Genomic DNA, 24,121 nt, shown 5'->3' with positions numbered 1-24,121 from the left:
CGACTCGGACAAAATGCCGTTGCGCGCACAGTACAGCGCAACTTATTTTGTTAAAAACATGTAAATGATTTTTTATTGTGCGCTCAGTATAGGAAGGGTGTTTTCGGCTACAATCAAAACATGCCCGAATGTGCACCAGGTGCACAACGTTGTTTTAACTATAGAAATGTCAATTAATATGCAGAACAATGAGCAGACGGAATACAAAACCGTGCGCGGTTTAACCCGCGGTCTAATGTTATTAAATATGTTAAATAAACTTGACGGCGGTGCCTGCGTCGGGCTACTGGCGGAACTCAGCGGCCTGCATCGCACCACTGTGCGGCGACTGCTGGAGACGCTGCAGGAAGAGGGATATGTCCGGCGTAGTCCCTCCGATGATAGTTTTCGTCTGACCATCAAAGTGCGGCAATTAAGCGAAGGATTTCGTGACGAACAGTGGATTTCTGCACTGGCGGCCCCACTGCTGGGCGATCTGTTGCGCGAAGTGGTATGGCCGACAGATGTGTCCACGCTGGATGTTGATGCAATGGTGGTACGCGAAACCACCCACCGTTTCAGCCGCTTATCCTTTCACCGGGCAATGGTCGGGCGACGTTTGCCGCTTCTGAAAACCGCCTCGGGCCTGACCTGGCTGGCCTTTTGCCCGGAACAAGAACGCAAGGAATTAATCGAAATGTTAGCCTCCCGCCCCGGTGATGACTATCAACTGGCACGAGAACCGTTAAAGCTGGAAGCCATTCTGGCGCGCGCGCGCAAAGAGGGTTACGGACAGAACTACCGCGGCTGGGATCAGGAGGAGAAGATCGCCTCTATCGCCGTACCGCTGCGCAGTGAACAACGGGTGATTGGCTGTCTGAATCTGGTGTATATGGCGAGCGCAATGACCATCGAACAGGCAGCGGAAAAGCATCTTCCGGCGCTACAACGGGTAGCAAAACAGATCGAAGAAGGGGTTGAATCACAGGCTATTCTGGTAGCCGGACGGCGAAGCGGCGTGCATTTACGCTAGTTACGCCAATGTGTAATTTGGCCCATTCTCATCGTTATTCGCCCATTTGCCCACATGCACAGTACGGGCTGCACGCTACGCTAATGACATCAATACTGTGATGTGGAGCAAATCATGAAAATTACGCAAATTCGTAATGCCACCCAAATTATCCAATACGCTGGCAAAACATTTCTTATCGACCCGTTACTCGCGCCTAAAGGAAGTTATCCGGGTTTTGCCGGAACGGCACGCGCAGAAATCCGCAATCCAACGGTAGAATTACCGTGCGATTTAACAACGTTACTCAACGTTGACGCCCTAATCGTAACCCATTTGCATGAAGATCACTGGGACGAAACAGCCTCCCGCGTCGTCCCTAAAGATAAACCGATTTATGTGCAAAATGAGCAAGATGCTGAATCACTGAATAAACAAGGATTTACGCATCTTACCGTACTTACCGACGAGACTAAATTTGGCGATATTACTCTGCATAAAACGACAGGGCAGCACGGCTCCGATCGCACCTATGCCGACCCGGCTATGGCGAAGCGTTTAGGCGCAGCCTGCGGCGTTGTTTTCCAGCACCCGACAGAGAAAACGCTCTATCTCGCTGGCGATACCCTCTGGCGTGACGACGTCGAGGTTACAATGCTAACTTTCCAACCAGAAGTGGTTGTGTTGAATGCCGGATTTGCGCATGTTCTGGGGCATGGCGCGATAATTATGGGAGCAGAAGATATTCTCAAAACACATTTTACCCTGCCAGAAGCGCAAATTGTCGCGACACATATGGAGGCCGTAAACCACTGTTTGCTGACGCGTGATGCGCTCAAGGAATACGCCAGAGATAATCAAATTATCGAATTTGTGAACGTACCAGAAGATGGTGAAACGTTGACATTCTAATTCGGAGATAAAGAGTGTTATGCGCCCGCTAACTGTTGCCATTATCGCCGTTGCCGGTTTTAGTCCTTTTCACCTTTCCGTACCGTTTATCGTATTTAGCGAAAAAATGGCGGAGAAAAAACACTTTCACGTAATTATCTGCGCTGAAAAGCCGGGAAACGTGGACTCTGCCGATGGGTTTTCCGTAACCGCCACCCATGACTATACCGCAGTCATCCAGGCGGATATTGTGATAATTCCTTACTGGGGAACAATTACACAAAAACCGCCACAAAAACTGCTGGAAGCCTTAACGACCGCACGGGATAACGGCGCACAGATTGTCGGGCTTTGCCTGGGCACGTTTGTGCTCGGCTATGCAGGTTTACTGAAAAATAAGCGTGCCGCCACGCACTGGGAGTTCGAGCGTGAATTTCAGGCACGTTTTCCACAAACACATCTGGATATTAACGCGTTGTACGTAGACGATGACGGCATTATTACCTCTGCTGGTACTGCCGCGGCGCTGGATTGCTGTTTGTATATTGTTCGGCAACATTTTGGCAGCGACGATGCTAACCATATTGCCCGACGGATGGTCGTACCGCCATATCGCACCGGCGGTCAGGCGCAGTTTATTGAGCAACCAGTGCCGAAAAATACCCATGATGAACGCATTAATCTCCTGCTGGATTACCTGCGGCAAAACATTGCGCAACAGCATGATCTCGACTCGCTGGCGCAGCGAGTAATGATGAGTCGCCGCACATTAACTCGCCATTTTATGAAAGCGACCGGTTCGAGTATCGCCGAATGGCTCATTACTGAACGCTTACGCCGTAGCCAGGAACTGTTGGGATCCAGTCAGTTGCCCGTTGAGCGGATAGCAGCTGAGGTGGGTTTTCTCTCACCTGTGACCTGGCGTCAGCATTTTAAATCTCACTTCGGCGTCAGCCCCGCCGAATGGCGCAAAACCTTTCGCGGTATGGCATGATAGCGCCCGGAAGAGAGTCAATTCAGGGTGGTGAATGTGAAACCAGTAACGCTATACGATGTCGCAGAGTATGCCGGTGTCTCTTATCAGACCGTTTCCCGCGTGGTGAATCAGGCCAGCCACGTTTCTGCGAAAACGCGGGAAAAAGTGGAAGCGGCGATGGCGGAGCTGAATTACATTCCCAACCGCGTGGCACAACAACTGGCGGGGAAACAGTCGTTGCTGATTGGCGTTGCCACCTCCAGTCTGGCCCTGCACGCGCCGTCGCAAATTGTCGCGGCGATTAAATCTCGCGCCGATCAACTGGGTGCCAGCGTGGTGGTGTCGATGGTAGAACGAAGCGGCGTCGAAGCCTGTAAAGCGGCGGTGCACAATCTTCTCGCGCAACGCGTCAGTGGGCTGATCATTAACTATCCGCTGGATGACCAGGATGCCATTGCTGTGGAAGCTGCCTGCGCTAATGTTCCGGCGTTATTTCTTGATGTCTCTGACCAGACTCCCATCAACAGTATTATTTTCTCCCATGAAGACGGTACGCGACTGGGCGTGGAGCATCTGGTCGCATTGGGTCACCAGCAAATCGCGCTGTTAGCGGGCCCATTAAGTTCTGTCTCGGCGCGTCTGCGTCTGGCGGGCTGGCATAAATATCTCACTCGCAATCAAATTCAGCCGATAGCGGAACGGGAGGGCGACTGGAGTGCCATGTCCGGTTTTCAACAAACCATGCAAATGCTAAATGAGGGCATCGTTCCCACTGCGATGCTGGTTGCCAACGATCAGATGGCGCTGGGCGCAATGCGCGCCATTACCGAGTCCGGGCTGCGCGTTGGTGCGGATATCTCGGTAGTGGGATACGACGATACCGAAGACAGCTCGTGTTATATCCCGCCGTTAACCACCATCAAACAGGATTTTCGCCTGCTGGGGCAAACCAGCGTGGACCGCTTGCTGCAACTCTCTCAGGGCCAGGCGGTGAAGGGCAATCAGCTTTTGCCCGTCTCTCTGGTGAAAAGAAAAACCACCCTGGCGCCCAAGACGCAAACCGCCTCTCCCCGCGCGTTGGCCGATTCATTAATGCAGCTGGCACGACAAGTTTCCCGACTGGAAAGCGGGCAGTGAGCGCAACGCAATTAATGTGAGTCAGCTCACTCATTAGGCACCCCAGGCTTTACACTTTATGCGTCCGGCTCGTATGTTGTGTGAAATTGTGAGCGGATAACAATTTCACACAGGATACAGCTATGACTATGATTACGGATTCACTGGCCGTCGTATTACAACGTCGTGACTGGGAAAACCCTGGCGTTACCCAACTTAATCGCCTTGCAGCACATCCCCCTTTCGCCAGCTGGCGTAATAGCGAAGAGGCCCGCACCAATCGCCCTTCCCAACAGTTGCGCAGCCTGAATGGTGAGTGGCAATTTGTCTGGTTTCCGGCACCAGAAGCGGTTCCGGAAAGCTGGCTGGAGTGCGATCTTCCTGTCGCCGATACTGTCGTCGTCCCCTCAAACTGGCAGATGCACGGTTACGACGCGCCCATCTACACCAACGTGACCTATCCCATTACGGTCAATCCGCCATTTGTTCCCACGGAGAATCCGACGGGTTGTTACTCGCTCACATTTAATGTTGATGAAAGCTGGCTACAGGAAGGCCAGACGCGAATTATTTTTGATGGCGTTAACTCGGCGTTTCATCTGTGGTGCAACGGGCGCTGGGTCGGTTACGGCCAGGACAGTCGTTTGCCGTCTGAATTTGACCTGAGCGCATTTTTACGCGCCGGAGAAAACCGCCTCGCGGTGATGGTGCTGCGCTGGAGTGACGGCAGTTATCTGGAAGATCAGGATATGTGGCGGATGAGCGGCATTTTCCGTGACGTCTCGTTGCTGCACAAACCGACCACACAAATCAGCGATTTCCATGTTGCCACTCGCTTTAATGATGATTTCAGCCGCGCGGTACTGGAGGCAGAAGTTCAGATGTACGGCGAGCTGCGCGATGAGCTGCGGGTGACGGTTTCTTTGTGGCAGGGTGAAACGCAGGTCGCCAGCGGCACCGCGCCTTTCGGCGGTGAAATTATCGATGAGCGTGGCGGTTATGCCGATCGCGTCACACTAGGTCTGAACGTCGAAAACCCGAAACTGTGGAGCGCCGAAATCCCGAATATCTATCGTGCGGTGGTTGAACTGCACACCGCCGACGGCACGCTGATTGAAGCAGAAGCCTGCGATGTCGGTTTCCGCGAGGTACGGATTGAAAATGGCCTGCTGCTGCTGAACGGCAAGCCGTTGCTGATTCGCGGCGTTAACCGTCACGAGCATCATCCTCTGCATGGTCAGGTCATGGATGAGCAGACGATGGTGCAGGATATCCTGCTGATGAAGCAGAACAACTTTAACGCCGTGCGCTGTTCGCATTATCCGAACCATCCGCTGTGGTACACCCTGTGCGACCGCTACGGCCTGTATGTGGTGGATGAAGCCAACATTGAAACCCACGGCATGGTGCCAATGAATCGTCTGACCGATGATCCGCGCTGGCTACCCGCGATGAGCGAACGCGTAACGCGAATGGTGCAGCGCGATCGTAATCACCCGAGTGTGATCATCTGGTCGCTGGGGAATGAGTCAGGCCACGGCGCTAATCACGACGCACTCTATCGCTGGATTAAATCTGTCGATCCATCCCGCCCGGTGCAGTATGAAGGCGGCGGAGCCGACACCTCCGCAACCGATATTATTTGCCCGATGTACGCGCGCGTGGATGAAGACCAGCCCTTCCCGGCTGTGCCGAAATGGTCCATCAAAAAATGGCTTTCGTTGCCTGGAGAGACGCGCCCGCTGATCCTTTGCGAATACGCCCACGCGATGGGTAACAGTCTTGGCGGCTTCGCTAAATACTGGCAGGCGTTTCGTCAGTACCCCCGTTTACAGGGCGGCTTCGTCTGGGACTGGGTGGATCAGTCGCTGATTAAATATGATGAAAATGGCAATCCGTGGTCGGCTTACGGCGGTGATTTTGGCGATACGCCAAACGATCGCCAGTTCTGCATGAACGGTCTGGTCTTTGCCGACCGCACGCCGCATCCGGCGCTGACGGAAGCAAAACACCAGCAGCAGTTTTTCCAGTTCCGTTTATCCGGGCAAACCATCGAAGTGACCAGCGAATACCTGTTCCGTCATAGCGATAACGAGCTCCTGCACTGGATGGTGGCGCTGGATGGCAAGCCGCTGGCAAGCGGTGAAGTACCTATGAATGTCGCTCCACAAGGTAAACAGGTAATTGAACTGCCTGAACTACCGCAGCCGGAGAGCACCGGGCAACTCTGGCTAACGGTACACGTAGTGCAACCGAACGCGACCGCATGGTCAGAAGCCGGACACATCAGCGCCTGGCAGCAGTGGCGTCTGGCGGCAAACCTCAGCGTGACACTCCCCTCCGCGCCCCACGCCATCCCGCAACTGACCACCAGCGAAACGGATTTTTGCATCGAGCTGGATAATAAGCGTTGGCAATTTAACCGCCAGTCAGGCTTTCTTTCACAGATGTGGATTGGCGATAAAAAACAACTGCTGACGCCGCTGCGCGATCAGTTCACCCGCGCACCGCTGGATAACGACATTGGCGTAAGTGAAGCGACCCGCATTGACCCTAACGCCTGGGTCGAACGCTGGAAGGCGGCGGGCCATTACCAGGCCGAAGCGGCGTTGTTGCAGTGCACGGCAGATACACTTGCCGACGCGGTGCTGATTACCACTGTCCACGCATGGCAGCATCAGGGAAAAACCTTATTTATTAGCCGGAAAACCTACCGGATTGATGGTAGTGGTCAAATGGCGATTACCGTTGATGTTGAAGTAGCGAGCGATACACCGCATCCGGCACGGATTGGCCTGACCTGCCAGCTGGCGCAGGTAGCAGAGCGGGTAAACTGGCTCGGATTAGGGCCGCAAGAAAACTATCCCGACCGCCTTACTGCCGCCTGTTTTGACCGCTGGGATCTGCCATTGTCAGACATGTATACCCCGTACGTCTTCCCGAGCGAAAACGGTCTGCGCTGCGGGACGCGCGAATTGAATTATGGCCCACACCAGTGGCGCGGCGACTTCCAGTTCAACATCAGCCGCTACAGCCAACAACAACTGATGGAAACCAGCCATCGCCATCTGCTGCACGCGGAAGAAGGCACATGGCTGAATATCGACGGTTTCCATATGGGGATTGGTGGCGACGACTCCTGGAGCCCGTCAGTATCGGCGGAATTCCAGCTGAGCGCCGGTCGCTACCATTACCAGTTGGTCTGGTGTCAAAAATAATAATAACCGGGCAGGCCATGTCTGCCCGTATTTCGCGTAAGGAAATCCATTATGTACTATTTAAAAAACACAAACTTTTGGATGTTCGGTTTATTCTTTTTCTTTTACTTTTTTATCATGGGAGCCTACTTCCCGTTTTTCCCGATTTGGCTACATGACATCAACCATATCAGCAAAAGTGATACGGGTATTATTTTTGCTGCTATTTCTCTGTTCTCGCTATTATTCCAACCGCTGTTTGGTCTGCTTTCTGACAAACTCGGGCTGCGCAAATACCTGCTGTGGATTATTACCGGCATGTTAGTGATGTTTGCGCCGTTCTTTATTTTTATCTTCGGCCCGCTGTTACAGTACAACATTTTAGTAGGGTCGATTGTTGGTGGCATTTATCTTGGTTTCTGTTTTAACGCCGGTGCGCCAGCAGTAGAGGCATTTATCGAGAAAGTCAGCCGTCGCAGTAATTTCGAATTTGGTCGCGCGCGGATGTTTGGCTGTGTTGGCTGGGCGCTGTGTGCCTCAATTGTCGGCATCATGTTCACCATCAATAATCAGTTCGTTTTCTGGCTGGGTTCTGGCTGTGCACTCATCCTCGCCATTTTACTCTTTTTCGCCAAAACGGATGCGCCCTCTTCCGCCACGGTTGCCAATGCGGTAGGTGCCAACCATTCGGCATTTAGCCTTAAACTGGCGCTGGAACTGTTCAGACAGCCAAAACTGTGGTTTTTGTCACTGTATGTTATTGGCGTTTCCTGCACCTACGATGTTTTTGACCAACAGTTTGCTAATTTCTTTACTTCGTTCTTTGCTACCGGTGAACAGGGGACGCGGGTATTTGGCTACGTAACGACAATGGGCGAATTACTTAACGCCTCGATTATGTTCTTTGCGCCACTGATCATTAATCGCATCGGTGGGAAAAACGCCCTGCTGCTGGCTGGCACTATTATGTCTGTACGTATTATTGGCTCATCGTTCGCCACCTCAGCGCTGGAAGTAGTTATTCTGAAAACGCTGCATATGTTTGAAGTACCGTTCCTGCTGGTGGGCTGTTTTAAATATATTACCAGCCAGTTTGAAGTGCGTTTTTCAGCGACGATTTATCTGGTCTGTTTCTGCTTCTTTAAGCAACTGGCGATGATTTTTATGTCTGTACTGGCGGGCAATATGTATGAAAGCATCGGTTTCCAGGGCGCTTATCTGGTGCTGGGTCTGGTGGCGCTGGGCTTCACCTTAATTTCCGTGTTCACGCTTAGCGGCCCCGGCCCGCTTTCCCTGCTGCGTCGTCAGGTGAATGAAGTCGCTTAAGCAATCAATGTCGGATGCGGCGCGAGCGCCTTATCCGACCAACATATCATAACGGAATGATCGCAATGAACATGCCAATGACCGAAAGAATAAAAGCAGGCAAGCTATTTACCGATATGTGCGAAGGCTTACCGGAAAAGAGACTTCGTGGGAAAACGTTAATGTATGAGTTTAATCACTCGCATCCATCAGAAGTTGAAAAAAGAGAAAGCCTGATTAAAGAAATGTTTGCCACGGTAGGGGAAAACGCCTGGATAGAACCACCTGTCTATTTCTGTTACGGTTCCAACATCCATATAGGCCGCAATTTTTATGCAAATTTCAATTTAACCATTGTCGACGACTACACGGTAACGATCGGTGATAACGTATTGATTGCACCCAATGTTACTCTTTCCGTTACGGGACACCCTGTACACTATGAATTGAGAAAAAACGGTGAGATGTACTCTTTTCCGATAACGATTGGCAATAACGTCTGGATCGGAAGTCATGTGGTTATTAATCCAGGCGTCACCATCGGGGATAATTCTGTTATTGGCGCGGGTAGTGTCGTCATAAAAGACATTCCACCAAACGTCGTGGCTGCTGGCGTTCCTTGCCGGGTTATTCGCGAAATAAACGACCGGGATAAGCAATATTATTTCAGAGATTACAAAGTTGAATCGTCAGTTTAAATTATAAAAATTGCCTGATACGCTTCGCTTATCAGGCCTACAAATTCAGTGATCTACGTAGGCCGCATCCGGCGTGAACAAAGCGCAGAAACAAGCGTCGCATCATGCCTCTTTGACCCACAGCTGCAGAAAACGTGCTGGTGCAAAACGCAGGGTTATAATCATCAGCCCAACGACGCACAGCGCATGAAACACCCAGTCCATCAGGTAATTGCCGCTGATACTACGCAGCACGCCAGAAAACCACGGGGCAAGCCCGGCGATGATAAAACCGATCCCCTGCATAAACGCCACCAGCTTGCCAGCAATAGCCGGTTGCACAGAGTGGTCGAGCGCCAGCAGCAAACAGAGCGGAAACGCGCCGCCCAGACCTAAACCACACACCATCGCCCACAATACTGGTAATTGTAGCGGCAGCCAGATAAAGCCGCAGAAACCCACCAGTTGTAACGCCAGCGCCAGCATCAAAAGTTTGCGCCGATCCTGATGGCGAGCCATAGCAGGCATCAGCAAAGCTCCTGCGGCTTGCCCAAGCGTCATCAATGCCAGCAAGGAACCGCTGTACTGCGCGCTGGCACCGATCTCAATATAGAAGGCGGGTAACCAGGCAATCAGGCTGGCGTAACCGCCGTTAATCAGACCGAAGTAAACACCCAGCGTCCACGCGCGGGGAGTGAATACAACGCGAACCGGAGTGGTTGTTGTCCTGTGGGAAGAAGCGGTCTGGCGGGAGCTTTGCCACCACCAGGCAAAGAGCGCAACAACGGCAGGCAGCGCCCACCAGGCGAGTGTTTGATACCAGGTTTCGCTATGTTGAACTAACCAGGGCGTCAGGGCGGCACCAAGTCCACCGCCGCCCATCAGAGCCGCGGACCACAGCCCCATCACCAGTGGCGTGCGCTGCTGAAACCGCCGTTTAATCACCGAAGGCATCACTGCCTGAATGATGCCGATCCCCACCCCACCGAGCAGTGCGCTGCTAAGCAGCAGCGCACTTTGGGGGTAAAGCTCACGCATCAATGCACCGACGGCAATCAGTAACAAACTGATGGCGACGCTGCGACGTTCGCTGACATGCTGATGAAGCCAGCTTCCGGCCAGCGCCAGCCCGCCCATGGTAACCACCGGCAGAGCGGTCAACAGGGCAGCCACGCTAAAGCTCATTCCGCTTGCCTGGCGCAATTGCGGTAGCAGTGGCCCGACGGAGGTGAGCAGTGGTCGCATATTAAGACCAATCAGCACCAGAACCAGCAGCATCGTGAACGTCTTTTGATGGTTGCGCATGGCTGTCAGAACGGTTTGGTCGGCAGATATTTACCATCTAAGGTGATGACCGCACGTTCGCCACCTTCCGGGTCCGCCACCTTCTTAACGTCGAGTTTGAAGTTAATCGCGCTGATAATGCCATCGCCAAACTTCTCATGAACCAACGCTTTCAGGGTTGTGCCGTACACCTGCAACATTTCATAGAAACGATACATCGTTGGGTCGGTTGGAATACGGTCATCAATGCAGCCACGCAGTGGGATCATCTGTAACAGTAGAATGGCGTCTTCGTCGAGATCCAGCTTCGCCCCGACCTGGCGGGCGGCGTCGGCAGGAAGCGCCTGCTGACCCAGCAAAGCCGCGGTCACAAAGGCTTCTGCCAGACCGGTGCCGTCGGCAATCTCGGCAAATGAGAGATCTTTTTTAGCTTTGCTGAGCAAAATGGCATCGGCAAGATCAAGACGAATATTGCGATTAATTTGCGACTGAATCATGGTGCATCTCCTGATGGTTTAAAAATAAGGTTACGCTGCGGTCGGTTGGCGTAGCGGTATGGCACAAACGCGAGGATTAGCGGCCAGTGGCACAAACTGGCGGGTTGCGCCGTCAAACGCTGCGATGCTGCCGCTTTCAATGTCGTAGACCCAGCCGTGCAGGGCGATCCGCCCCTCTTCGAGCGCCAGGCGCACCGATGGATGAGTTTGCAAATTAGACAACTGAGCAATGACGTTTTCACGTACCATCGCCGCAGCTTTTGACGGTAAATCGGGATGCGGGCGCGCCTCATTAACGACGCGGGCTGAATCGGCATAACGCAGCCAGTGGGAGACGGCAGGCATATGGTCCATGCACTGACAGCTGGCAATGGCGGTCATTGCGCCACAGTTGGAATGACCACAAATCACAATGTCAGATACCCGAAGCGCAGCGACGGCATACTCCACCGAAGCAGAAACGCCACCGGGTTCCGGCCCGTAGGAAGGGACGATATTGCCCGCGTTGCGAATAACGAACAGATCGCCAGGCTCACGTTGCGTCACCAGCTCAGGGACCAGACGGCTGTCGGAGCAGGAGATAAAAAGGGTGCGCGGGCTTTGCTGTGTCGCCAGCTGTTTAAACAAGGCTTCCCGCTTCGGAAATGCCTCGCGCTGGAATTTAAGGAATCCATCAATAATCTCTTTCACCGTTAACCTCTGTCTGTCTCTGGAATGAGAGGCAGATTACTCGCCGATTGTCATAAGGTAAAAGTCTCATTTATGATGAGTTCTATTGGATTTACTTATAGGTTGGCGAATGCTCTCTCGACATATCAATTATTTTCTTGCCGTGGCTGAACATGGCAGCTTCACCCGTGCCGCCAGTGCGTTGCACGTCTCTCAGCCTGCGCTTTCCCAGCAGATTCGCCAGTTAGAGGAGAGTTTAGGCGTGCCGCTGTTTGACCGTAGCGGGCGAACGATTCGTCTCACTGATGCAGGAGAAGTCTGGCGACAGTACGCCAGCCGGGCGTTACAGGAACTGGGAGCGGGTAAACGGGCGATTCATGATGTTGCCGATTTGACGAGAGGATCGCTGCGTATCGCCGTCACCCCCACCTTTACGAGCTACTTTATCGGCCCCTTAATGGCGGATTTCTATGCGCGCTACCCCGGCATCACGCTCCAGCTACAGGAAATGTCGCAGGAGAAAATCGAAGATCTGCTTTGCCGCGACGAGTTGGACGTTGGGATTGCCTTCGCGCCTGTGCATTCGCCGGAGCTGGAGGCAATTCCTTTACTGACAGAAAGTTTAGCGTTAGTCGTGGCGCAACATCATCCGCTGGCCGCCCATGAACAGATGGCGTTGAGTCGCTTGCATGATGAAAAACTGGTCCTGCTCAGCGCGGAATTTGCCACCAGAGAGCAAATTGACCACTACTGCGAGAAAGCGGGGCTGCATCCACAGGTGGTCATTGAGGCGAACTCAATTAGCGCGGTTCTGGAGCTGATTCGCCGCACTTCCCTTTCCACATTGTTACCAGCAGCGATTGCCACACAACATGACGGGCTTAAAGCTATTTCTCTTGCCCCGCCACTACTGGAGAGAACGGCGGTTTTGTTGCGGCGGAAAAATAGCTGGCAGACAGCCGCCGCGAAGGCATTTTTGCACATGGCGTTGGATAAATGCGCGGTTGTTGGCGGGAATGAATCGCGGTAACCACTGACACAATTGCCTGATGCGCTACGCTTATCAGGCCTACGAGTTCAGTGCTCTACGTAGGCCGGATAAGGCGTTCACGCCGCATCCGGCATAAACTACGCTCGCTTTGTCAACACACAGCCCAGCCGATCACCGTTTGTAATCGATGGCTTCTGGCTGCTCCAGATATACGGTGGTTTGTGCCGGTTGTGTGCTGGCAATCACCTTGCCGCCACGTACAGAATAACGTACCGGAACCTGACGGCGCAGCGCATCAAATCCATTTTCAGCCGGCAGGATAATCAGGTTGGCGCTGTTTCCGGCGGCAATGCCGTAATCCTGCAAATTCAACGTCCTGGCGCTGTGGTGGGTGATTAAATTCAGGCCATCGTTAATTTGCCCGTAGCCCATCAACTGACAAACATGCAGCCCCATATGCAGCACTTGCAGCATATTCGCCGTTCCCAGCGGATACCACGGATCGAAGACATCATCGTGACCAAAGCAGACGTTAATGCCGGACTCCAGCATCTCTTTAACGCGCGTGATGCCGCGACGTTTTGGATACGTATCGAAACGCCCTTGCAGATGAATATTGACCAACGGGTTGGCGACAAAGTTAATACCGGACATTTTCAGCAAGCGGAACAGGCGTGAGGTATACGCCCCGTTATAGGAGTGCATTGCCGTGGTGTGGCTGGCGGTAACTCGCGCGCCCATGCCTTCACGGTGCGCCAGGGCAGCAACGGTTTCGACAAAGCGCGACTGTTCGTCATCGATCTCATCACAGTGAACGTCGATCAGACGGTCGTATTTTTGCGCCAGGGCGAAGGTTTTATGCAGCGACTCCACGCCGTATTCACGGGTAAATTCAAAATGCGGAATCGCCCCCACTACGTCTGCCCCTAAGCGTAACGCCTCTTCCAGCAACGCTTCACCGTTGGGATACGACAAAATCCCTTCCTGAGGGAAGGCGACGATTTGCAGATCAATCCACGGCGCGACTTCCTGCTTCACTTCCAGCATTGCTTTCAGCGCAGTTAGCGTTGCATCCGAAACATCGACATGGGTACGCACATGCTGAATGCCGTTGGCAATCTGCCATTTCAGCGTTTGCCATGCGCGTTGTTTCACATCGTCATGGGTTAATAACGCTTTGCGCTCGGCCCAGCGTTCAATGCCTTCAAACAGCGTGCCGGACTGATTCCAGTTCGGTTGTCCGGCGGTTTGCGTGGTGTCCAGGTGAATATGTGGCTCCACAAACGGCGGTATAACTAAACCTTGTTCGGCATCCAGGCTGTTTTCAGTTATGGGCATCACGCCGGATTGCGCATCAATGGCGCTGATTTTTCCGTCCTGCAGATGAATCTGCCACAGCCCCTCTTTGCCTGGTAACCGGGCGTTAATAATTGTTTGTAAAGCGTTATTCGACACTGTTAGCCTCCACATGCGTCATTGCTGCTGTCGTTTTACGATTCAAAATCGGGTTAAGGATCAGATAGCTCAGCGCGCCACCTAATACCGCGTTGACCGGAACAATTCCTGGTAACCAGTGGCCTGCAGCAATCCCCAAGGCGACCGCCAGAATCGCCACCCAATTGACACTCATCATACGCGTGGTCGCAAAGTGCTCATAGCGGCGACGGTTCATCAGATAGTCGGCAATGATCACGCCACCCACCGGAGGAATAGCTGCCGAAAGGAAGGTCAACCAGCCGACAAAATTGTTATACAGCCATAATGCACAGATCGTACCGATAATACCGTTGATTACCGAAAGGGTTTTGCTCGACATCCCGGTAATGTTGGCGAAACCTAAACCCGACGCATAGAGCGCGTTATCGTTGGTGGTCCAGATATTTAGCCCCAGCACCACAATCGCAGGCAGCAGCAGGCCCTGAGCAATCATCACATCAGAGATATCTGCCATCCCCAGTGCCGCAGCGCCCGCTGCACCGAAAATAAACATCAACGAGTTGCCGAGGAAAAAGGCCACCATCGCCACCAGCACCGCCAGTTTGGCATTGCGACCAAAGCGGACAAAGTCAGCGGTGAGCGTACCCGCGCTGATAAATGACCCCACAACTAGCGCCAGCGCGACATTGAAATCTAATGGTTGTGCGGGAACGACCGCTTTTAAGGCGTCCAGGCCGCCCATGCCGTTAACAGCCAGCCACACGGAATAACCGCCAAGACAGGCGATCGCCGGAACCGCAATCACCGAAAGAACTGTCAGCGCCGAAATGCCAAAGAAGACGGTGACGGTCATCAGTAAACCGGAAACGGCAATCAGCAAATTAATATCCAGCCCGGTTGCCTTACCCACCGGAATGGCAAACATCGCCACGCCAACGCCAAACCAGCCAACCTGGGTGCCGCCCAGCAGCAGTGAAGGCAGCCATGAGCCTTTAACACCAAACGAGAAGCGAGCAAGAAGATGGGTGGTCAGGCCGGTTTTTGCGCCAATGTAACCGAGAAATGAAGTGTAAATACCGAGGAGAAGATTGCCGATGAGAACTGCGAGGAAGAAATCATGATAGCTAAGACCGGTTCCAAGAGTGCCGCCAGTCCACATACTGGCGGAAAAGAAGGTTAATCCCAGCATGACGAACGTCAATGCCAATACCCCTTTCCGCGCCGACTGCGGGACTGGCCCCTGGCTAAAGTTGTTATCTTGCGACACGAAATTCCTCCGTTTGCTGTTTGAAACCCAAAAAATCCGCCGCATTCTATTCATCTGAAGATAAAAAGCAATCGTTTTCGTGGGGAAATATATTTTTTATATGAATGAGTGCAAAAAGGTGGGGGAAAAATTATCGGTGTAAAAACAGTGGGTCGGCATAATAAGACGCGTCAGCATCGCATCAGGCATCGGCGCACGGTGTCGGATGCGGCGCGAGCGCCTTATCCGACCTACGGTTCAGGCTTGTAGGCATGATAAGACGCGTCAGCGTCGCATCTGGCGTCTGCGCACGGTGTCGGATGCGGCGCGAGCGCCTTATCCGACCTACGGTTCAGACCTGTAGGCATGATAAGACGCGCCTGCGTCGTATCAGGCATCTGCGCACGGTGTCGGATGCGGCGCGAGCGCCTTATCCGACCTACGGTTCAGGCCTGTAGGCATGATAAGACGCATCAGCGTCGCATCAGGCATCGGCACACGGTGTCGGATGCGGCGCGAGCGCCTTATCCGACCTACGGTTCAGGCCTGTAGGCATGATAAGACGCGCCTGCGTCGCATCAGGCATCGGCGCATGGTGTCGAATGCGGCGCGAGCGCCTTATCCGACCTACGGTTCAGGCCTGTAGGTATGATAAGACGCGCCTGCGTCGCATCAGGCACTGAGCACGGTGTCGGATGCGGTGCGAGCGCCTTATCCGACCTACGGTTCAGGTCCGTAGGCATGATAAGACGCGCCTGCGTCGCATCAGGCATCTGCGCACGGTGTCGGATGCGGTGCGAGCGCCTTATCCGACCTACGGTTCAGGCCTGTAGGCATGATAAGACGCGCCAGCGTCGCATCAGGCATCTGCGCACAACTGTCGGATGCGCCACGCGACGCATCCGACAATACCTTACTCTTCCATCGCCTGGCGGATCTGATCCAACGACGCCGGATCATCAATGGTCGTCAGATCCCCAGGATCGCGTCCTTCGCAAATCGCCTGGATCGTGCGGCGCAGCATTTTTCCGGATCGCGTTTTTGGCAATTGCGAGACAAACCAGACGTGCGCCGGGCGGCCAAAGTTGCCAATCTGGCTGTCCACCAGCGCCATAATCGCCTTCTCTTGCGAATGCGCCACATCACGATCTTCCAGACTGTCGCTCTCTTTCGGAATGACAAACGCCACCGCCACCTGCCCTTTCAGCGCATCTTTCACCCCAACCACCGCCACTTCGGCAACGCCCGGATGACTGGAGATACTCTCTTCAATCTCGCGCGTCCCCAGCCGATGCCCGGCAACGTTAATCACATCGTCAGTGCGCCCGAGAATAAAGTGATAACCGTCAGCATCGCGGATGCCCCAGTCAAAGGTGGCGTACACCGGGCGGGAAAACAGCGACCAGTACGTCTTCACAAAGCGGTCGTCGTCGCCCCAGATGGTCTGAATACACCCCGGCGGCAGCGGCCCTTCCACCACCAGCATCCCTTTCTCGTTGACGCCACACGGTTCGCCGGTGACTTCATTAAGCAACTGCACGTTATAGCCATACATCGGCACGCCGGGGCTTCCCAGACGCGTCGGCCTGTCGTCCAGACCGCGAGCAATCGCCATAATCGGCCAGCCGGATTCGGTCTGCCAGTAGTTGTCGATGACCGGCACATCCAACGTATTGCTCACCCAACTGGCGGTCGGCTCGTCCAGCGGTTCTCCAGCCAGATAGAGCACTTCCAGCGACGAGAGATCGTGTTTACGAATTTCAGCGGTAGGGAATTTTTTCAGCACGCGAATGGCGGTCGGCGCTGAGAACATCCGGCTAACTTGATATTTCTCGACGATTTTCCACCACACGCCGCAGTCCGGCCAGGTCGGTAATCCTTCGTAAACGATAGTCGCCATCCCCGCCAGCAGCGGCGCGTAGACGATATACGAATGCCCCACCACCCAGCCGATATCCGAAGCACAAAAGAACACACCGCCCGCTTTGCCGCCAAAAATGGTGTCCATCGAGGTCGCCAGCGCCACCGCATATCCGCCGACGTCACGCTGCACGCCTTTAGGTTTGCCGGTCGTGCCGGAGGTGTAGAGAATGCAGGAGGTTTCGTTTGATTCCAGCCAGGCCACCGGCACCCGCGCGCCGATGTGCTGATGGCGCAACGACGCGAAATCGACATCCCGCCCGCTAACGCGCGCCATTTTCGCCAGCCCACGATCTACCAGCAAAACATGGCGCGGCTGATGCTGCGCCTGACTTATCGCATCGTCGAGCAATTTTTTATAGGGAATGATTTTGCCACCGCGCGCTCCGGCATCTGCCGAGACAATCAGCACCGGTTTAGCGTCATCAATTCGCGCCGCCACACTGTGCGAGGCGAATCCCCCAAACACCACCGAGTGAATAGCGCCAATGCGCGCGCAGGCCAGCAGGGTAATATGCGCTTCGGCAATCATCGGCATATACACCAGCACCCGATCGCCACGCTGCACGCCCAGTGAGCGCAGCATTGACGCCACCGCGTTCACTTCGTCATGCAGCTGGCGAAAGGTAAAGGTGCGCTCTTCTTCTGTTTCCGAAGAGACGGCAATCAATGCCAGCGCCTCTGGCTGTTTCTCCAGCCAGCGGTCGATAGCGTTGTGACACAAGTTGGTTCGGCCTTCACAAAACCAACGGGCAAACGGCGGATTGCTGTGATCGAGCGTTTGCGTAAAGGGCGTCTGCCAGTCAATACGCCGGGCCTGCTCGGCCCAGAACTGCTCCGGTTCGTTAATCGAACGCTGATAAAATTCGCTAAAAGACATAATGCTCTCCTGTTGAACTTACGCCTTACCGCCGTTTACTTAAATGACGTACAGGTCGAGATACTCATTGACCGGCATCTGTTCCAGGCGAGCTCTGTCGAGAGAAACCTCCAGAATGCGCTGCTGCTGGCGAGTCGGGAACTGGCGCGCGAGATTGATTTTGAATTTATCCACCAGCTTCGGAATACCATCCTGACGGCGGCGAGCATGACCAATGGGGTACTCCACCACCACTTCTTCAAAGCGCGTGCCGTCGGTGAACTCAAGGGTTATGGCATTGGCAATAGCGCGTTTTTCCGGGTCGTGGTAGTCAGCGGTAAATGACGGATCTTCAAAGCAATTGATCTTCTCGCGCAGGGTGTCGATGCGTTTATCTTGCGCAACGTTGTCCTCGTAATCTGCCGCCGTTAAGCGCCCGAACAACAGCGGGATCGCCACCATGTATTGAATGCAGTGGTCGCGGTCAGCCGGGTTATTGAGCGGCCCTTTTTTGTCGATGATGCGAATACAGGCTTCGTGGGTGCGAATGGTCACTTTTTCGATATCCGCCGCCGTTTTGCCTGCTGCCTGCATCTGTTCATAGAGCGTCATCGCCGCTTCAACTGCCGTCTGGGAGTGGAACTCCGCCGGGAAGGAGATTTTGAACAGCACATTCTCCATGACGTAAGAACCGTACGGACGCTGGAAGCGGAACGATTCACCTTTAAAGGAGACGTCGTAGAAGCCCCATACCGGCGCAGTCAGGGCTGACGGGTAACCCATTTCGCCCGTTTTCGCCATCAGTGCCAGACGTACCGCGCGGGAAGTGGCATCGCCCGCCGCCCAGGATTTACGCGTACCGGTGTTCGGCGCATGGCGATAGGTGCGCAGCGACTGACCGTCCACCCACGCCAGCGAAACAGCGTTGAGAATTTCCTCGCGGGTCAGGCCGAGCATTTCGGCGACCACGGCGGTGGAAGCCACTTTCACTAACAGAACGTGGTCGAGGCCGACGCGGTTAAAGGAGTTTTCCAGCGCGATGCAGCCCTGAATTTCATGGGCTTTGATCATTGCGGTCAGCACCTGTTTCATGGTCAACGGCGCTTTGCCGCTGGCGACCGCGTTGCGCGAAAGCCAGTCTGCCGTTGCCAGAATGCCGCCAAGGTTGTCGGAAGGATGCCCCCACTCCGCCGCCAGCCAGGTATCGTTGAAATCGAGCCAACGGATCATCGCGCCGATGTTAAATGCCGCCTGGACGGGGTCGAGCTGGAACTGAGTTCCGGGGACGCGCACGCCGTTAGGTACGACGGTGCCGGGGACAATTGGCCCCAGCAGTTTTTTACAGGCTGGGTATTCGAGAGCTTCAAGACCGCAGCCGAGCGTGTCGAGCAGGCAGTAATGTGCGGTGTCGTAGGCTACTTTGGAGCTGATTTCGTAGTTCATGACGTAATCGACGATATCAACGATTTCACGATCAAATTCCGGGCGGATGTTGTTGATTTGAGCTGACATTGGGTACGTTTCCTTATTGTTATTCGTAGAGGTTTACTGGCGCTTATCCAGCGCGACAAACTGGCGGTCTTCCGGTCCAACATAATTGGCGGAAGGACGGATAATTTTGTTGTCCTGACGTTGTTCGATAATGTGCGCCGCCCATCCGGTGACGCGGGCGATAACAAACAGTGGTGTAAACATCTCGGTGGGAACGCCCATCATGTTGTAGGAAACAGCGGAGAACCAGTCGAGATTGGGGAACATCTTTTTGCTCTCCCACATCACCGTTTCCAGACGATCGGCGATGTTGTACATCTTCAGCGAGCCGCCTTCCTGCGAGAGCTGCTTCGCCACACGTTTAATCACCTGGTGGCGCGGGTCGGCGATGGTATAAACCGGATGCCCAAAACCAATGACCACTTCTTTGTTTTCCACGCGCTTGCGGATATCTGCTTCGGCTTCGTCTGGCGTTTCGTAGCGTTGCTGGATCTCCAGCGACACTTCATTCGCCCCGCCGTGTTTCGGCCCGCGCAGTGCGCCAATCGCGCCAATAATCGCGGAATACATATCAGAGCCAGTACCCGCAATCACCCGGCTGGTAAAGGTGGAGGCGTTAAACTCGTGTTCGGCGTACAGCACCAGCGAAATATGCATCGCCTTTTCCCAGCTTTGCGATGGCTTTTCGCCATGCAGCAGATGCAGGAAGTGACCGCCGATGGAGTCGTCATCGGTTTCCGGCTGGATACGTTCGCCGTTATGGCTGTAGTGATACCAATAAAGGAGAATCGAGCTAAGTGATGCCAGCAGTTTGTCGGCAATATCCCGCGCGCCAGAGACGGTATGCCCCTCTTTTTCTGGCAGCGTGCAGCCGAGCGCGGAAACGCCGGTGCGCATAACATCCATCGGGTGTGACGCCGCCGGTAAGGCTTCCAGCACGGTACGCACGTTAGCCGGTAAACCGCGCAGGGCTTTCAGTTTCGTTTTGTAGGCGGCGAGTTCGTCACGGGTCGGCAGTTTGCCGTGGATCAGCAGATGCGCCACTTCTTCAAATTCGCAATGTTCCGCCAGATCAAGAATATCGTAACCACGGTAATGCAAGTCATTGCCACTTTTACCCACGGTGCAGAGCGCCGTATTGCCCGCCGGAACGCCAGAAAGCGCCACAGATTTTTTCGGTTTAATGACATGGGTACTGTTTTGCAGGATCGTTGTGTCGCTCATATTGTCCTCGTCATTGTTATCATTTGTAGGGTCGAGATTGTTGTCGGATGCGACGCCATGCGTCTTATCCGACCTACAGTTCACCCCGTAGGCCTGATAAGTCGCGTCAGCGGCGCATCAGGCATCGGTTGTCAAATACAACCAACGGGCGTTTTTTATTTCGCCTGGCTACGGGCAAACAGGTCGTCGAGCTTCTCTTCGTACTGGTAGTAGTTGATGCTTTCGTACAGCTCGTTGCGGGTCTGCATGGTGTCGATGACGCTTTTCTGCGTGCCTTCCTGGCGCAGGACGTTGTAGACATGTTCGGCGGCGCGGTTCATGGCGCGAAACGCTGAAAGCGGGTACAGCGCCATCGCGACATGAGCGCTGCGTAATTCGTCGGTGGTAAACAGCGGCGTGGCGCCAAATTCGGTAATGTTGGCGAGGATTGGCACCTGCACCGCATCGGCAAACTGGCGGTACATGGCGAGTTCGGTAATCGCCTCCGGGAACAACATCTCGGCACCCGCTTCAACATAGGCCTGCGCACGCTCGATCGCCGCATCCAGCCCCTCTACCGCCAGCGCATCGGTGCGCGCCATGATCACAAAATCAGGATCGGTTTTCGCATCCACCGCCGCGCGGATCCGATCCACCATCTCCTCTTTCGAGACGATCGCTTTATTCGGACGATGACCGCAGCGTTTCGCACCAACCTGATCTTCAATATGCAATCCTGCCGCACCAGCTTTAATCATCGATTTCACGGTGCGCGCCACGTTAAAGGCCGAAGAACCAAAACCGATATCCGCATCCACCAGCAGCGGCAGCGAACAAACGTCGGTGATACGGCGAATGTCGGTCAGCACATCATCAAGGGTAGAAATACCGAGATCGGGCAGCCCCAGCGACCCTGCCGCCACGCCACCGCCGGAGAGATAAATTGCCTGATATCCGGCACGCTGCGCCAACAGCGCATGGTTGGCGTTAATGGTGCCAACAATCTGCAATGGATTTTCTTTAGACAGTGCAGCGCGAAACGCTTTACCTGGAGAGTGTAGAGACATAGCCCATCCTTTGTTATCAACTTGTTATTTGCGTTGATAAACACAAAGCAAGGGGTGTGCCACAATTACCTTAATAAAATTAAATCTTTAATTTCAATTTGTTAGAGATAAAGTCATGAACTAATCCGCAAATATGCGTTTCAGTTAACGTTTCAGGCAATGTTTCACCGCGTTTCATTGCAACAATTATGAAACAAGGCTAAACCCAATATTCGGTTTCTTAACTTTGCGGTGCGCTATGGCACATCCACCAAGGCTGAATGACGACAAACCGGTTATCTGGACGGTATCTGTAACGCGCCTGTTCGAGCTGTTTCGCGATATCAGCCTCGAGTTTGATCACCTGGCGAACATTACCCCTATTCAGCTTGGCTTTGAAAAAGCAGTGACCTACATCCGCAAGAAACTGGCAAACGAACGCTGTGACGCCATCATCGCTGCTGGCTCTAACGGCGCGTACCTGAAAAGCCGCCTGTCAGTGCCAGTTATTTTGATTAAACCAAGCGGCTACGATGTGTTACAGGCACTGTCAAAAGCCGGAAAACTCACCTCTTCTATCGGCGTTGTCACTTATCAGGAAACTATTCCGGCACTGGTGGCGTTTCAAAAAACCTTTAATTTGCGCCTCGATCAACGTAGCTACATTACCGAAGAAGACGCCCGCGGGCAGATTAACGAGCTCAAAGCTAACGGCACCGAAGCGGTGGTCGGTGCGGGGCTGATTACCGATCTGGCAGAAGAAGCCGGAATGACCGGAATTTTTATCTATTCCGCCGCCACCGTGCGCCAGGCGTTCAGCGATGCGCTGGATATGACGCGCATGTCGTTACGCCATAACACTCACGATGCCACCCGCAACGCCCTGAGAACTCGTTACGTGCTGGGCGATATGCTCGGTCAATCACCACAGATGGAACAAGTACGGCAGACTATTTTGCTGTATGCCCGCTCCAGTGCAGCGGTGTTGATTGAGGGGGAAACGGGGACGGGCAAAGAGCTGGCGGCCCAGGCAATTCATCGGGAATATTTTGCCCGCCACGATGCGCGACAGGGCAAAAAGTCGCATCCGTTTGTTGCCGTCAACTGCGGGGCGATTGCCGAATCGCTGCTGGAAGCGGAGCTGTTTGGCTATGAGGAAGGGGCGTTTACCGGCTCGCGACGCGGAGGTCGTGCCGGGCTGTTTGAAATCGCCCACGGTGGCACGCTGTTTCTGGATGAGATTGGCGAAATGCCGCTACCTTTGCAGACCCGGCTGCTGCGGGTGCTGGAAGAAAAAGAGGTCACCCGCGTCGGCGGGCATCAGCCTGTTCCGGTAGATGTACGGGTCATTAGCGCCACTCACTGCAATCTGGAAGAAGATATGCGGCAAGGGCAGTTTCGCCGTGATCTGTTTTATCGGCTGAGTATTTTGCGTCTGCAATTGCCACCACTGCGCGAGCGGGTGGCAGATATTCTGCCACTGGCGGAAAGTTTTTTGAAAGTGTCTCTGGCGGCGCTCTCCGCCCCATTTTCTGCTGCATTACGCCAGGGGTTACAGGCAAGTGAAACTGTGCTGCTGCGCTACGACTGGCCGGGCAATATTCGAGAACTGCGCAATATGATGGAGCGACTGGCGCTATTTTTAAGTGTGGAACCGACGCCGGATTTAACGCCGCAATTTTTGCAGCTGCTACTGCCGGAACTGGCGCGCGAGTCGGCGAAAACTCCCGCTCCACGCTTACTGACACCACAACAGGCACTGGAGAAATTTAAAGGCGATAAAACAGCAGCGGCGAATTATTTAGGCATCAGCCGGACGACGTTCTGGCGGCGGCTGAAAAACTGAACTGCCGAATGCAGCGCGAACGCTTTATCCGGCATAAATTTCAATAGATGATGATCACCGATAAACTTACGCATCGGGATGTTTACATAGGGTTCAGAATTACTTCTTCTTATAAATATTTGCCGTGCCGTGGATCTTATTGTCAGTTTGACCAGAGGTCAGTACCAACACATCAGCCCCTTTTTCATCCGCTTTTTTGATCAAATCCTCTTTCGCATCTGCGGTCGACATTTCATTACTGGTTGAAATATCACCTATTTTTTCATATTGCGATTCGACTTTTTCAAATTCCGCTTTAGTCATCAATTCAGCGGCATAGACATTGGTAACGGCAAACGCTAACGCACCGACTAACATTTTAGAGATTATTTTCATATTACGGCTCCAGAGTTGTTATCACACTATCACCCACCCACATTATTGGGTTGATTAATAATTAGTTCAGTCAGGGCATAAACGCCAGTAACCGGAAATAAGAC

At 53.8% G+C, this 24,121-nt stretch carries 19 protein-coding genes; 9 read left to right on the top strand and 10 right to left on the bottom strand.

All coding sequences use genetic code 11. The features are described 5' to 3' along the window. Positions 1 to 178 precede the first annotated feature (178 nt). The 7 genes from HUZ68_RS05020 (at position 179) to lacA (ending at position 9,174) form a co-directional block, all read left to right on the top strand. The gene (locus HUZ68_RS05020) at positions 179 to 1,012 is read left to right on the top strand and encodes a DNA-binding transcriptional regulator (protein ID WP_024248246.1); all 834 of its coding nucleotides are present in this window, start codon (positions 179 to 181) and stop codon (positions 1,010 to 1,012) included. 114 nt (positions 1,013 to 1,126) lie between these two features. Next, entirely contained in the window at positions 1,127 to 1,903 is a 777-nt protein-coding gene (locus HUZ68_RS05015) for an MBL fold metallo-hydrolase (RefSeq protein WP_021577061.1), read from the top strand. 19 nt (positions 1,904 to 1,922) lie between these two features. Then, entirely contained in the window at positions 1,923 to 2,876 is a 954-nt protein-coding gene (ovrA, locus tag HUZ68_RS05010) for an OI-19-encoded virulence regulator OvrA (RefSeq protein ID WP_044867026.1), read from the top strand. 36 nt (positions 2,877 to 2,912) lie between these two features. Further along, positions 2,913 to 3,995: a DNA-binding transcriptional repressor LacI gene (gene lacI, locus HUZ68_RS05005; RefSeq protein ID WP_000805884.1), complete on the top strand. Its 1,083-nt coding sequence runs from the start codon at positions 2,913 to 2,915 to the stop codon at positions 3,993 to 3,995. Between the two features lie 122 nt (positions 3,996 to 4,117). Beyond that, entirely contained in the window at positions 4,118 to 7,192 is a 3,075-nt protein-coding gene (gene lacZ / locus HUZ68_RS05000) for a beta-galactosidase (protein ID WP_062883198.1), read from the top strand. Positions 7,193 to 7,243: 51 nt separating this feature from the next. Beyond that, on the top strand, positions 7,244 to 8,497 hold the full coding sequence (lacY, locus tag HUZ68_RS04995) for a lactose permease (protein WP_000291541.1): 1,254 nt from the start codon (positions 7,244 to 7,246) through the stop codon (positions 8,495 to 8,497). Positions 8,498 to 8,562: 65 nt separating this feature from the next. After that, on the top strand, positions 8,563 to 9,174 hold the full coding sequence (lacA, locus tag HUZ68_RS04990; RefSeq protein WP_239594056.1) for a galactoside O-acetyltransferase: 612 nt from the start codon (positions 8,563 to 8,565) through the stop codon (positions 9,172 to 9,174). Between the two features lie 102 nt (positions 9,175 to 9,276). Here lacA and cynX read toward each other — a convergent pair whose 3' ends face one another. Genes cynX through cynT form a run of 3 tightly spaced genes read right to left on the bottom strand, consistent with a single transcriptional unit; the run spans position 9,277 to position 11,624 of the window. Further along, complete coding sequence (cynX, locus tag HUZ68_RS04985) at positions 9,277 to 10,431, bottom strand: cyanate transporter CynX (protein WP_024248242.1); 1,155 nt, start codon at positions 10,429 to 10,431, stop codon at positions 9,277 to 9,279. Positions 10,432 to 10,463: 32 nt separating this feature from the next. Beyond that, entirely contained in the window at positions 10,464 to 10,934 is a 471-nt protein-coding gene (gene cynS / locus HUZ68_RS04980) for a cyanase (protein WP_000616247.1), read from the bottom strand. A 30-nt stretch (positions 10,935 to 10,964) separates the two neighbouring features. Continuing rightward, complete coding sequence (gene cynT, locus HUZ68_RS04975; protein WP_000658643.1) at positions 10,965 to 11,624, bottom strand: carbonic anhydrase CynT; 660 nt, start codon at positions 11,622 to 11,624, stop codon at positions 10,965 to 10,967. A gap of 109 nt (positions 11,625 to 11,733) precedes the next feature. Here cynT and cynR point away from each other — a divergent pair, with 109 nt between their 5' ends. Then, positions 11,734 to 12,633, top strand: a complete 900-nt coding sequence (cynR, locus tag HUZ68_RS04970; RefSeq protein ID WP_021577055.1) for a transcriptional regulator CynR — start codon at positions 11,734 to 11,736, stop codon at positions 12,631 to 12,633. A 132-nt stretch (positions 12,634 to 12,765) separates the two neighbouring features. Here cynR and codA read toward each other — a convergent pair whose 3' ends face one another. The 6 genes from codA to prpB form a co-directional block, all read right to left on the bottom strand. After that, complete coding sequence (gene codA / locus HUZ68_RS04965) at positions 12,766 to 14,049, bottom strand: cytosine/isoguanine deaminase (protein WP_001299008.1); 1,284 nt, start codon at positions 14,047 to 14,049, stop codon at positions 12,766 to 12,768. Beyond that, positions 14,039 to 15,298, bottom strand: coding sequence for a cytosine permease (gene codB / locus HUZ68_RS04960; protein WP_126680567.1), 1,260 nt, complete (start codon positions 15,296 to 15,298; stop codon positions 14,039 to 14,041). The genes codA and codB overlap by 11 nt, the downstream gene beginning before the upstream one ends. An 892-nt stretch (positions 15,299 to 16,190) precedes the next feature. Further along, on the bottom strand, positions 16,191 to 18,077 hold the full coding sequence (gene prpE, locus HUZ68_RS04955) for a propionate--CoA ligase (RefSeq protein WP_000010270.1): 1,887 nt from the start codon (positions 18,075 to 18,077) through the stop codon (positions 16,191 to 16,193). A 39-nt stretch (positions 18,078 to 18,116) separates the two neighbouring features. Next, entirely contained in the window at positions 18,117 to 19,568 is a 1,452-nt protein-coding gene (gene prpD, locus HUZ68_RS04950) for a 2-methylcitrate dehydratase (protein ID WP_021577054.1), read from the bottom strand. A gap of 33 nt (positions 19,569 to 19,601) precedes the next feature. Beyond that, positions 19,602 to 20,771 (bottom strand): bifunctional 2-methylcitrate synthase/citrate synthase, encoded by a 1,170-nt coding sequence (gene prpC, locus HUZ68_RS04945; protein ID WP_001285909.1) that lies wholly within the window; start codon positions 20,769 to 20,771, stop codon positions 19,602 to 19,604. Between the two features lie 155 nt (positions 20,772 to 20,926). Beyond that, positions 20,927 to 21,817 carry a methylisocitrate lyase gene (gene prpB, locus HUZ68_RS04940; protein WP_000052172.1) on the bottom strand — a complete coding sequence of 297 codons (891 nt, stop codon included), beginning with the start codon at positions 21,815 to 21,817 and terminating at the stop codon, positions 20,927 to 20,929. Between the two features lie 238 nt (positions 21,818 to 22,055). Between prpB and prpR the strand changes: the two genes are divergently transcribed. Further along, entirely contained in the window at positions 22,056 to 23,642 is a 1,587-nt protein-coding gene (gene prpR, locus HUZ68_RS04935; RefSeq protein ID WP_021577053.1) for a propionate catabolism operon regulatory protein PrpR, read from the top strand. 99 nt (positions 23,643 to 23,741) lie between these two features. Here prpR and yahO read toward each other — a convergent pair whose 3' ends face one another. Further along, positions 23,742 to 24,017, bottom strand: coding sequence for a DUF1471 family periplasmic protein YahO (gene yahO, locus HUZ68_RS04930; protein WP_000691953.1), 276 nt, complete (start codon positions 24,015 to 24,017; stop codon positions 23,742 to 23,744). Positions 24,018 to 24,121 lie beyond the last annotated feature (104 nt).

Origin of the sequence: Shigella dysenteriae (assembly GCF_022354085.1) — a bacterium.
In the GTDB taxonomy this organism is placed as follows: domain Bacteria; phylum Pseudomonadota; class Gammaproteobacteria; order Enterobacterales; family Enterobacteriaceae; genus Escherichia; species Escherichia coli.
This window is presented reverse-complemented; position numbering and strand designations above follow the sequence as displayed.